This window comes from Microbacterium resistens, assembly GCF_021172025.1.
Classification (GTDB): domain Bacteria; phylum Actinomycetota; class Actinomycetes; order Actinomycetales; family Microbacteriaceae; genus Microbacterium; species Microbacterium resistens.
In genome coordinates, this window is the sequence record NZ_CP082781.1 from 1,002,905 (window position 1) to 1,014,607 (window position 11,703).

Below are 11,703 nucleotides of genomic sequence, written 5' to 3' on the forward strand. Positions count from 1 at the left end.
ACACGCAGAGCCGGGGCCGCACGCGGTCGGCTCGGCGCGCGAGCCTAGGATGGACGCATGACGTCTCCTGCGCTCGAGCTCTCACAAGGTGCTCCGGCGGATGCGAACGCGGAAGCGGTCGTGCTCGTCGTTCCCGGCATCCCCGACACCGCCGCCTCCCTCGCTCCGTTCGAGGCCGTGATCGCCCCTCTGGAGGCGGTCGGTCACAAGGCTCCGGTCAACTCCTATCTGCGCGTCGCCGCGCCGGACATCACCGACCTGCCGCTCGCGGTGGTCAGCGCCGGCCCGGACCCCGACGCGCAGCGCGTGCGCGAGGCGGTCGGCGCGGGGCTGCGCTCCCTGACCGGGTTCGACCGCGTCTCGGTGCTCCTGCCCGACGCGCTCCTGCCCTTCGCGGAGGCGGCGGCCGAGGGCGCGCTGCTCGGTGCCTATCGCTTCGACGACTACCGGTCCTCGGACGAGCCCCGCCGCGCCGGGACCGTGATCCTGCACGCGGACATCTCCGACGCGGCCGTGGCTCGGGCCGGCATCATGGCGGACGCCGTCGCGCTGACCAAGGACCTGATCACCACGCCGGCCCAGTGGATGGGCCCGTCCGATCTCGCCGACCGTGCGGTCCAGGCCGTTGACGGTCTCGGCATCACCGCCGAGGTCTGGGACGAGGACCGTCTCGCCGACGAGGGCTTCGGCGGCATCCTCGGGGTGGGCCAGGGCTCGGACCGCCCGCCCCGGCTCGTACGACTGGACTACTCCCCCGCCGATGCGGCCTCCCACATCGCCCTGGTCGGCAAGGGCATCACCTTCGACACCGGCGGGCTCTCGCTCAAGCCCGCGGCCAGCATGGTCGGCATGAAGTTCGACATGGCCGGCGCCGCCAGCGTCCTCGCGGTCGTCCGCGCGGTCGCCGCGCTCGCCCTCCCCGTGCGCGTCACCGCGTGGCTCTGCATCGCGGACAACATGCCGTCGGGACGCGCCACCCGCCCCGGGGACGTGCTCCGACTCGCCGGGGGCACCACCGTCGAGGTCCTGAACACCGACGCGGAGGGCCGCCTGGTCCTCGGCGACGGGCTCGTCGCCGCCAGCCGCGAGACCCCGGACGTCATCATCGACGTGGCGACGCTCACCGGCGCGATCATCGTCGCCCTCGGGATGCGGCACACCGGCGTCTTCGGCGACGACCCGACCGTCGAGGAGGTCCTCGCCGCCGCTTCCGCCACCGGAGAGCAGGCCTGGCCGATGCCGCTTCCCGACCATATGGAGGACGACCTGAAGTCGCCCATCGCCGACCTCGTGAACGCCAAGATCGGGGATCCGGCGGGCGGGTCGCTGTTCGCGGGCCTCTTCCTCCGACGGTTCGTGGGACGCACCTCAGACGCCGACGACGCACCGCGGATCCCCTGGGCGCACCTGGACATCGCCGGTTCGTCCGAGCACAAGGGCGGCCCCTACGGCTACACGGACAAGGGCGCGACGGGGGCAATGGTCCGCACGCTCATCGCCTTCGCCGAGAAGCGCGCGGGCGGAGCCGACGCATGACCGGCGGGAGCTTCGACGTCGTCGTGCTCGGCGGCGGCAGCGGCGGGTACGCCGCGGCGCTGCGCGCGGCCGAGCTCGGCAAGACGGTCGCGCTGATCGAGAAGGACAAGGTCGGGGGCACGTGCCTGCACCGCGGCTGCATCCCGACCAAGGCGCTGCTGCACGCCGCGGAGATCGCGGACAACGTCCGCGACGCCTCCGCCTACGGGGTCTCGGCTTCCTTCCAGGGCATCGACGCCGCCGGCGTCCGCGGGTACCGCGAGGGCATCGTCGCCAAGAAGCACAAGGGACTCGAAGGGCTCATCTCGGCACGCGGGATCACCGTGGTCTCCGGCGAGGGGCGCCTGCTCCCGGACCGCACGGTGGGCGTCGGGGACGACGTCTACACCGGCACGGACGTCGTCCTCGCCACGGGCTCGTACAGCCGAACCCTTCCCGGGCTGGAGATCGGCGGCCGCATCATCACGAGCGAGCAGGCGCTCGCGCTCGACGAGGTGCCCGGTCGCGTGATCATCCTGGGCGGGGGCGTCATCGGCGTGGAGTTCGCGAGCGTCTGGCGCTCGTTCGGCGCCGATGTGACCATCGTCGAAGCCCTCCCGCACCTCGCGCCCAACGAGGACATCGCCCTGAGCAAGGGACTGGAGCGCGCGTACCGCCGCCGGGGGATCACCTCCTCGCTCGGTGTGCGCTTCCAGAGCGCCGTCCAGGACGACTCCTCCGTCACGGTCACCCTCGAGGACGGGAAGACCTTCACCGGCGACTATCTCCTCGTCGCCGTCGGGCGCGGACCGGCCACCGACGGGCTCGGCTTCGCCGAGGCGGGGATCGAGCTCGACCGGGGCTTCGTGCTCACCGACGCGGAGCTGCGCACGGCCGTGCCGCACGTGTGGGCCGTGGGGGACATCGTCCCCGGGCTCCAGCTCGCGCATCGGGGCTTCCTGCAGGGGATCGCGGTCGCCGAGCGCATCGCCGGCCTCTCCCCCGCGCCCGTTCCGGAGAGCCAGATCCCCCGCGTCACCTATTCGCACCCGGAGCTCGCGTCGGTGGGGCTCACCGAGGCCGCGGCCGTGGACGCGCACGGCGCTGACCAGGTGGTCGCCTACGAGTACAACCTCGCCGGAAACGGCAAGAGCGAGATCATCGGCACCGGCGGCCTGGTGAAGGTCGTCCGTCAGAAGGACGGCCCGGTCCTCGGAGTCCACCTGCTCGGAGACCGCGTGGGAGAGCTCATCACCGAGGGACAACTCGCCGTCGCGTGGGAGGCCCACCCCGAGGACATCGCCCCGCTGATCCACGCCCACCCGACGCAGAGCGAAGCGCTGGGCGAGGCCTTCCTCGCCCTCGCCGGAAAGCCGCTGCACGCATTGTGAAAAAGAAATTGCGCATTGTGGAAATCTTGTCCGGCCGGAGCCACGCCACGGCCACTAAGCTGAACACCATCACGAACTTCCTGAAGGAGATCCCGTCATGAGCACATCCGTGGTCCTCCCCGCTCTCGGAGAGAGCGTCACCGAGGGTACGGTCACCCGCTGGCTCAAGCAGGTCGGCGACACCGTGCAGGCCGACGAGGGGCTGCTGGAGATCTCGACCGACAAGGTCGACACCGAGATCCCCTCGCCGGTGTCCGGCGTGCTCGAGGAGATCCTCGCCGCCGAGGACGAGACCGTCGAGGTCGGCGCCGTCCTCGCCCGCATCGGCGACGGGTCCGGGTCGTCCTCCTCCGACGACGCCCCCGCGGCCGCACCCGCCGAGGCCGAGTCCGCATCCGAGGTGGCCGAGGCGGTCGCACCTGAGCAGGCCGCCCCTGAGCAGGCCGCTCCCGCACAGGAGGCTCCCGCTGCGGAGGCTCCTGCCGCCGCGGCCCCCGCCGGCGATGCGACGGACGTCCGCCTCCCGGAGCTCGGCGAGAGCGTCACGGAGGGCACGGTCACGCGCTGGCTCAAGCAGGTCGGCGACACGGTCGAGGTCGATGAGGCCCTGCTGGAGATCTCCACCGACAAGGTCGACACCGAGATCCCCTCGCCGGTCGCCGGCGTGCTGCAGGAGATCCTCGCCGCCGAGGACGAGACCGTCGAGGTCGGCGCCGTCCTCGCCCGCGTCGGCAGCGGTGCGCCCGCAGCCCCCGCCGCCGAGGCTGCCCCGGCTCCGCAGGCCGCTCCCGAGACGCCCGCCCCGCAGGCGGCTCCGGCGGCCCCCGCCCCGCAGGCGGCTCCCGCCGCCCCGGCACCGCAGGCCGCCCCCGCGGCTCCCGCCCCGCAGGCGGCTCCCGCCGCCCCGGCACCGCAGACCGCACCTGCCGCCCCCGCGGCAACCGCCGACGCCGACGGAGAGAAGCTCTACGTCACCCCGCTCGTGCGCCGTCTGGCCGCCCAGCAGGGTGTGGACCTGGCCACCGTCACCGGGACCGGCGTCGGCGGGCGCATCCGCAAGGAGGACGTGCTCAACGCCGCCCAGAGCGCCCCGGCCGCCGCCGCAGCACCAGCGGCAGCGGCACCGGCGCCGCGCGAGGTCTCGCCGCTGCGCGGCACGACGCAGAAGATGACCCGCCTGCGGAAGGTGGTCGTCGAGCGCGCCGTTGCGTCCATGCAGCAGACGGCACAGTTGACGACGTTCGTCGAGGTGGACGTCACCGCGCTGGCCGCCTACCGCGACAGTGTGAAGGGGTCCTTCCAGCAGAAGACGGGCGACAAGCTGTCGTTCCTGCCCTTCTTCACGCTCGCCGCGGCGGAGGCCCTGCAGTCGTTCCCGATCATCAACGCGACGGTCGACGGCGACAACATCGTCTACCCGGCCACCGAGAACATCTCGATCGCGGTCGACACCGAGCGCGGACTGCTCACGCCGGTCGTCCGTGACGCGGCGTCGAAGAACCTCGCCCAGCTCGCCCATGAGATCGCGGATCTCGCGGCCCGTACGCGCGACAACAAGCTGAAGCCCGACGAGCTGGCCGGCGGCACCTTCACGGTGACGAACACCGGCTCGCGCGGCGCGCTCTTCGACACCCCGCTGGTGTTCCTCCCGCAGTCCGCGATCCTCGGCACCGGTACCGTGTTCAAGCGCCCCGGCGTCGTGACGGTGGACGGCGTGGACGCGATCGCCGTGCGCTCCTACGTGTTCCTGGCGATCTCGTACGACCACCGGATCATCGACGGCGCCGACGCGGCGCGCTTCCTCGGCGCGGTCAAGGCTCGCCTCGAGGCGGCGGACTTCTCGGCTCAGCTCGGAGTCTGACCCTCCGGTCCAGCCTCTTCGGATGGCGGATCCCCGACGTCATAGGCGTCGCGGATCCGCCATCCGTCGTCTGTGCGCACGAGGACGAGCATCTGCGAAGCGCCTCCCTCGCGATCGAGCCGGACGGCGGCGACATCGCCGTAGTCTTCGATGAGCACGGCGTCGCCGTCCACGGCGATCGCCCTGCCGGCACCTGGGCTCCCCGTGTCCCGGAGCTCGGGGACCCAGGCCCCTGCGCAGGCGTCCGCCTGCTCCGTCGCCTCACAGGCCTCCGCAGCGCTCAGAAGCGCAGGGACCGCGTCGAGAGGCGAGGCCGTCTCCTCCGGCATCGGGCTCGGCGAGGCGACGACGAGACTCTTCTCGGCATCTGCGGCGGGCGACGCCCCCGGGACCGAACTCGCCGCGTTCCCGCTCGGCGTCGACGCCTCCGGGGGCGGCTCCGTCCCTCCGACAGAGGGCGCGCTCGGCCACAGCATCCCGGCCGCCGACACGGCCACGGCCACCGCGCCGGCCGCGAGGACCGGACGGCGCCATCGCCGTTCCGGTGCCGACGCGGCCGGCGGCGATGCCGGGCGCGCCCCTCGCAGCCTCCGGAGCGCGCTCCACATCCGTGCGCCGACCGGACGCAGGAACACGCCGGAGAGCCTCGACGATACGGTGCGCTCGCTCCGCGCGGGCCAGGTTCCCGCGCCGAGCTCGTCCGACGCTCGCCGCAGGAAGCGGAGCCGCGGACGGCGTGACCGGCTCGGGAAGGCGTGGTCCTCCGCGACAAGGGATCGCGCGCCGGCATCCTCTTCCACGACCCGCCGGAGTTCGCGTGCCCGTACCGGTGTCGGCGGCTGTGTGGCGGCGCCGCCGAGCGGCTTCGGCGCAGCAAGCTCCAGCAGCTCCCGCTCCCACCCGCCGGCACGGTGCGGCAGGCGGCGCCGATCATCGCCGAGACCTTCGCCGATCCGCTGGAGGAGGCGGCCGAGCGTACGGTCACGCGTCTGCGAGGCGAGCGCATCGATGATGCCGCGCGTCGCCTCCTCGATGGAAGAGCCCCGACCGATCACGAACATCGGGCGCCCGTCCGCCGTCAGCCACCAGCCGCCCGACAGCGTGTCCTCGCCCGCTTCGACGAGCCCGCGCAGCACGCTCGCGACCAGCGTCGTCGTCTCGCCGGCGGCGAGCGGCGCCTCCCCCGCCCGTCGCATGCGCAGCGCCTGCTCCACCGTCTGCACGCACCACGGCAGGAGCACGTCATGACCGTCGGACCGGCGCACGAGATCGACCGGGCCGACGATGTGCTCGGCGCCGGCGTACCGCCACCCCGACCATCCCACGAGCCCCGCCGCGTCCGTGCAGACCCGGACCTCCTCCCGGGCGTCCGTGACCAGGCGCCCGGGAAAGGGACCCTCGCCGGGGTTCAGGGTGCGAACGGTGCGATGGGCCCGGTGCAGCGCCTCGGACTCGCCGTCTCGGAGATGACTCATGTGCCCATCTGAGCCGACCCCGGGCCCCGCCGCTCCCCCGCCGGCACGATCGGTGCACAACCCGACGTGGACGGTCCTTCGGGGAGGACGACGGTGACGTGTTCGCCCGTCGCGAGACGGGCAGGATCCGGCGGACGGAATCGGTAGGCTGGAAGGCATGGCAAATCGTCGTCCTCAGCCGGAGAAGCGTCCGGGCTTCTTCTCCCAGATCAAGTCGCTCTACCGCTTCACGCGGGAGGAGTACTCCTGGCTGCCGTGGCTGCTCATCGCCATCCTGATCGCCGGCGTGCTCGTCGGGCTGATCGTGGGCTATCTCATCCCGCCCTTCCAGATCTGGTCGCTGATCCTCTGGGCCATCACGGGTCTGATGGTCGGCGTGCTCGGTGCGATGTTCACCATGACGCGGCTGTCGACGAGCGCGATGTACAAGAAGATCGACGGCATGCCGGGGGCGGCCGGACACGTGCTGAGCACGAGCCTCGGGCGCAACTGGCAGGCGTCCGACACCCCCGTCGGCGTCAACCCCAAGACGCAGGAGGCGGTGTACCGCGCGGTCGGACGCGGCGGCATCGTCGTGGTGGGCGAAGGCGCGCGCGGACGGCTCACGCGTCTGGTCAAGGAGGAGCGCACGAAGGCGCTGCGCGTCGCCCAGGGCGTCCCGGTGAACGTGTACTACCTGGGCCACGGCGAGGACGAGGTCCCGATCGACCAGCTCACCAAGACCATCAAGAAGCTCCCCAAGGCGATCGACAAGGCGACGATGGCGGCGGTGATCAAGCGGCTGGAATCGGTGTCGCAGTCGTTGTCCTCGCTTCCGATCCCGAAGGGCATCGACCCGCTCAAGGCGCGCGCCCCTCGTCCGCGCTGACCCGGGCTCCCGAGCCCAGAAGCCCCGGCCGCTCCGTGAGCGCCGGGGCTTCCGCGTGTCCGCCTATGAGACGGGCGGCAGGGGCTCCTTGGGGAGCTTGCGCACCTTGGCGCGCCGACGCCGACGCTCGGGGATCATCGAGCGCATCTCATCCAGCTTGCCGAAGCACAGCAGCCGGTCCTCGGCCTCCAGCACCTGGTGCTTTCGCGGATTGGGGATGACCGAGACCCCGCGATGCAGGGTGAGCACGGTGATGTCGCGCTCCCACAGCCCGGACTCTCCGAGCGTCTTCCCGACGAGGTCGGCACCGCCGTGCACGAGCAGCTCGGCGACGCCGTACCCGGTCGAGACGGTCAGCCGCTGCCGGACGTCGATCTCGGGGAACGCGACCTGCCCGGCGATGTAGTCGATGATCGCACCCGCCACGTCGAGGTTCGTGGCCTCCTCGATCCCCTGCAGGCCGGGCGAGGAGTTGACCTCCATGACGAGCGGACCGTGCTCGCCCTCCAGCATGTCCACCCCGGCCACGCGCAGGCCCATGATCTGCGCGGAGCGGACGGCGGTCTGCTCGTAGACGGGGTCCAGCGTGACCGGCTCCACGGTCCCTCCCCGATGCACGTTGGAGCGGAACTCGTCCCCGTTGGCCACACGGCGCATCGCCGCGACGACCCGGTCGCCCACCACGAGCGCACGGATGTCGCGCCCACGGCTCTCCGCGATGAACTTCTGGATCAGCACGTTCTGCTTGGTCGAGTGAAGCGTCTCGATGATCGCCTCGGCCACCTTGACCTGCGGGGCGAGGATGACGCCGATGCCCTGGGTCCCCTCCAGCAGCTTGATGACGACGGGCGCTCCGCCCACGCGCTCGATCGCCGGGCGGACGTCCGCGCGGTTGCGCACGAACGCGGTGGCGGGCATGGAGATGTTGTGGCGGGAGAGGATCTGGTTGGCCCGGAGCTTGTCCCGGGCACTGGAGATGCCGTTGGCGGTGTTCGGCGTGTACACGTCCATCTGCTCGAACTGACGGACCACCGCCGTGCCGAAGTAGGTGATGGAGTTCCCGATCCGCGGCAGGATCGCGTCGTAGTCGCTGAGCGGTCTTCCCCGGTAGTGCAGGTCGGGTTCGTCCGAGGTCAGGTCGATCGCGAATCTCAGGGTGTTGAGCACCTTCACCTGATGCCCGCGTTGCAGGGCTGCGGCGCGGAGGCGCTGGGTGGAGTAGGCCTGAGGGGCGCGCGAGAGCACGGCGAGCTTCACTGAGATTTCCTGCCAGGATGGACGTTGTGGATCGGTCATCTCATTCAACCACCCTTACGGGGTGGCGCGAGTGGGTGAGCCTGCCGGACGTCGGAGTCCCGTGGATCAAGGCGAAGATCGACACCGGAGCGCGCAGCTCCTCGCTGCACGCCCAGCACATCCGCGAGTTCGATCGCGACGGCGAGCCGTGGGTCCGCTTCGACGTCCGTCCCTGGCAGGGCGCTCACGAGCTGGTGCCGGTCGAGCTCCCCGTGTTCGATCGACGGGACGTCCGCAGTTCGTCGGGCCACGCGCAGCGCCGCGTCGTCGTCCTCCTGGACCTGCTCCTCGTCGGGCGCCGCGTGACGGCCGAGGTCACACTCAGCAACCGCGCGGAGATGGGCTTCCGCATGCTCATCGGGCGCGAGGCGCTACGGCAGGGGTTCGTCATCGACCCCGCCCGTTCCTTCCTCGGCGGCAAGGCTCCGAAGGACTTCCGCCGCCGGAACCGAGGCGCCGCGCCCGTCGCCTGAGGACAGCGGCTTGCGCATCTGCTGGGTCGAGACCTCGTAGCCCGCGCTGAGGTAGAGCGCGATCGCGGCGCGGTTCCCGCCGAAGACGTTCAGCTCCAGCGCTTCGGCGCCGTGCGCGTGCGCCTCCTGCTCGACCGCGGCGAGGAGGGCTCGTCCGAGGCCTCTTCCCCGTCGTCCCGGCACGACCTCGATGTCGTACAGGAACGCGACCCCGGGAGCGCCCCGCGGATGGTCGAGCCCGACCCAGGCGCGTCCCACGGGCTCTCCTGCCTCATCCGTCGCCGTGCGAACGAGCATCCGCGGCGTCGAGGGCCCCGCGGGCAACGCCTGCTCGTTCTCCGCCCGAGCGCGCGCGACGGCGTCCTCCGGCGACCAGCGGCCCGCGGAGACCTGCTCGGCGGCGTACGCCTCGGCGAGCTCCCGCTGCCAGCGGTCGAACTCGTCGGCGGTCATCTCGCGGAGAAGGACGATGCTCATCGGCCTATCGTGGCATCCGCCGCTCGCGCCGTCACGCCCGGATCAGGACCGTGCCCACCGCCTTGTCATGGAGCCCGCGCTGATCCGGATCCCAGACGACGGCGGGGATGATCAGCAGAAGAAGGAGCGTGCGGACGACCGGACGCCAGACGCCCGTCCATCCTCCCCCGAGCATCACGAGCCGAAGCCCCACCAGGCGGTGCCCGGGGCTCCCCCCGATCGTCGGGATGAAGAGGATCTGCATCACGGCGAAGACCATGAGCGGCGCGAACTGCGACAGCCCCGCCTCCTGCGGGAGGTCGAACTGCCGGAAGCCGAAGAAGGCCATGGCGATGATGGTCGCCGCGGCGTAGTCGATCGCGAGTGCGGCGATCCGCCGCCCGATCCGGCCGACGCTCCCGGTGCCCGATGCGGGGAGACCGAGTCGTTCACCCGGGTAGGTCTGCACAGGATCGGCCATTCCTCCAGCCTAGGCGACGGCGTGTAACACGCCCGAAACATGGCAGACACCCTCGGGAAATTCCGCCGCCGTAGCCTGCTCACAGGCCGCTCGGCCCCACCCGTTCCCTCAGGAGTTGATGCATGTTCACCGATCCGGCAGACGTCCTTGCGTACATCCGCGAGAACGACGTCAAGTTCCTCGACATCCGTTTCACCGACCTGCCCGGCGTGCAGCAGCACTTCAACATCCCGGCCTCGACCGTCGACGAGGACTTCTTCGTCAACGGCCAGCTCTTCGACGGCTCGTCCATCCGCGGGTTCGCGAGCATCCACGAGTCGGACATGCAGCTGATCCCCGACGTCACCACCGCGTACATCGACCCGTTCCGCGAGGCGAGCACCCTCGTCATGGTGTTCGACATCTACAACCCGCGCACCGGCGAGATCTACAGCAAGGACCCGCGCCAGGTCGCCAAGAAGGCCGAGCAGTACCTGGCGTCGACCGGCATCGCCGACACCGCGTACTTCGCGCCCGAGGCGGAGTTCTACATCTTCGACGAGGTGCGGTACTCGATCACGGCCGGGGAGAGCTTCTACAAGGTCGACTCCGAGGAGGCCGCGTGGAACTCCGGCCGTGAGGAGGAGGGCGGCAACCTCGGCAACAAGACGCCGTTCAAGGGCGGGTACTTCCCCGTCTCCCCCGTCGACAAGACCGCGGACCTGCGCGACGACATCACGCTGCGTCTCATCGACGCCGGATTCGCGCTCGAGCGTTCGCACCACGAGGTCGGTACGGCCGGGCAGCAGGAGATCAACTACCGCTTCGACACGATGGTGCATGCGGCCGACGACATCCTGAAGTTCAAGTACATCGTCAAGAACACCGCGCAGGAGTGGAACAAGACGGTGACCTTCATGCCGAAGCCGCTCTTCGGCGACAACGGCTCGGGTATGCACACGCACCAGTCGCTGTGGCTCGACGGGAAGCCGCTGTTCTTCGACGAGAACGGCTACGGCCAGCTGAGCGACACTGCGCGCTGGTACATCGGCGGCCTCCTCGCGCACGCGCACGCGGTCCTCGCCTTCACCAACCCCACGCTGAACAGCTACCACCGTCTCGTGAAGCACTTCGAGGCCCCCGTGAACCTCGCGTACTCGGCGGGCAATCGCTCGGCCGCGATCCGCATCCCGCTGACGGGATCGAACCCCAAGGCCAAGCGCATCGAGTTCCGGGTGCCGGACGCCTCGGGCAACCCCTACCTCGCGTTCGCGGCGCAGCTCATGGCCGGCCTGGACGGAATCCGCAACCGCATCGAACCGCTCGAGCCGATCGACAAGGACCTGTACGAGCTCCCGCCGGAGGAGGCCAAGAACATCCCGCAGGTGCCCAACTCGCTGCTGGACTCGCTCGAGGCGCTCCGCAATGACCACGACTTCCTCCTCGAGGGCGGCGTGTTCACGGAGGAGCTCATCCAGACCTGGATCGACTACAAGTACAACAACGAGATCCTGCCGATGGCCCAGCGGCCGCACCCGTACGAGTTCGAGCTCTACTTCGGAGTCTGACGTCTGCTGACGACACTGTGAGCGCTCGGCTCCCGCGAGAAATCAAGGGAGCCGAGCGCTTTGTCGTACCCGACGTGTCGACTTGTCCACCCACCGGCGTCCATCTATGTCCACGTTCTCCGACGTCTGCTGGGTCACCTGCACGTGCTGCGCAGGGGAACGCACTCGCACGCATCGGGGCCGCATGGCGCCGCACGCACCGGGAAGGCCCCGCTGTACACGCGGCTCGGCCGCCGGGTCGGTTGCCCGGAAGGGGCGCTGACGAAATGGATCGAAAGCGTAGCTCGCCGTCCCCCTCGGCCGCGGCGGGCTCCGGATCGCTGGGTCCGTTGCCCTCCGG

At 70.8% G+C, this 11,703-nt stretch carries 10 protein-coding genes; 6 read left to right on the top strand and 4 right to left on the bottom strand.

The window, feature by feature from the left end; all coding sequences use genetic code 11:
• Positions 1-57: 57 nt before the first annotated feature.
• The 3 genes from K8F61_RS04795 (at position 58) to sucB (ending at position 4,767) form a co-directional block, all read left to right on the top strand.
• Positions 58-1,536, top strand: a complete 1,479-nt coding sequence (locus K8F61_RS04795) for a leucyl aminopeptidase (protein WP_231820859.1) — start codon at positions 58-60, stop codon at positions 1,534-1,536.
• Positions 1,533-2,906 carry a dihydrolipoyl dehydrogenase gene (lpdA, locus tag K8F61_RS04800; protein ID WP_231820860.1) on the top strand — a complete coding sequence of 458 codons (1,374 nt, stop codon included), beginning with the start codon at positions 1,533-1,535 and terminating at the stop codon, positions 2,904-2,906. Before K8F61_RS04795 ends, lpdA begins: the two co-directional genes overlap by 4 nt.
• A 97-nt stretch (positions 2,907-3,003) precedes the next feature.
• Positions 3,004-4,767: a 2-oxoglutarate dehydrogenase, E2 component, dihydrolipoamide succinyltransferase gene (gene sucB, locus K8F61_RS04805; protein WP_231820861.1), complete on the top strand. Its 1,764-nt coding sequence runs from the start codon at positions 3,004-3,006 to the stop codon at positions 4,765-4,767.
• Here sucB and K8F61_RS04810 read toward each other — a convergent pair.
• Positions 4,752-6,242 carry a hypothetical protein gene (locus K8F61_RS04810; protein ID WP_231820862.1) on the bottom strand — a complete coding sequence of 497 codons (1,491 nt, stop codon included), beginning with the start codon at positions 6,240-6,242 and terminating at the stop codon, positions 4,752-4,754. The two genes, sucB and K8F61_RS04810, sit on opposite strands and share 16 nt — an antisense overlap.
• Positions 6,243-6,399: 157 nt before the next feature.
• Between K8F61_RS04810 and K8F61_RS04815 the strand changes: the two genes are divergently transcribed.
• The gene (locus K8F61_RS04815; protein WP_067243202.1) at positions 6,400-7,110 is read left to right on the top strand and encodes a DUF4191 family protein; all 711 of its coding nucleotides are present in this window, start codon (positions 6,400-6,402) and stop codon (positions 7,108-7,110) included.
• 63 nt (positions 7,111-7,173) lie between these two features.
• Here K8F61_RS04815 and K8F61_RS04820 read toward each other — a convergent pair whose 3' ends face one another.
• The gene (locus K8F61_RS04820) at positions 7,174-8,367 is read right to left on the bottom strand and encodes a RimK family alpha-L-glutamate ligase (RefSeq protein ID WP_067243201.1); all 1,194 of its coding nucleotides are present in this window, start codon (positions 8,365-8,367) and stop codon (positions 7,174-7,176) included.
• A 17-nt stretch (positions 8,368-8,384) separates the two neighbouring features.
• Here K8F61_RS04820 and K8F61_RS04825 point away from each other — a divergent pair, with 17 nt between their 5' ends.
• Positions 8,385-8,879 carry an ATP-dependent zinc protease family protein gene (locus tag K8F61_RS04825; protein ID WP_067243200.1) on the top strand — a complete coding sequence of 165 codons (495 nt, stop codon included), beginning with the start codon at positions 8,385-8,387 and terminating at the stop codon, positions 8,877-8,879.
• Here K8F61_RS04825 and K8F61_RS04830 read toward each other — a convergent pair.
• The gene (locus tag K8F61_RS04830; RefSeq protein WP_231820863.1) at positions 8,778-9,356 is read right to left on the bottom strand and encodes a GNAT family N-acetyltransferase; all 579 of its coding nucleotides are present in this window, start codon (positions 9,354-9,356) and stop codon (positions 8,778-8,780) included. The genes K8F61_RS04825 and K8F61_RS04830 overlap by 102 nt on opposite strands.
• Before the next feature lie 31 nt (positions 9,357-9,387).
• Entirely contained in the window at positions 9,388-9,816 is a 429-nt protein-coding gene (locus K8F61_RS04835) for an RDD family protein (protein ID WP_219085779.1), read from the bottom strand.
• 122 nt (positions 9,817-9,938) lie between these two features.
• Here K8F61_RS04835 and glnA point away from each other — a divergent pair, with 122 nt between their 5' ends.
• On the top strand, positions 9,939-11,363 hold the full coding sequence (gene glnA / locus K8F61_RS04840; RefSeq protein ID WP_231820864.1) for a type I glutamate--ammonia ligase: 1,425 nt from the start codon (positions 9,939-9,941) through the stop codon (positions 11,361-11,363).
• Positions 11,364-11,703 lie beyond the last annotated feature (340 nt).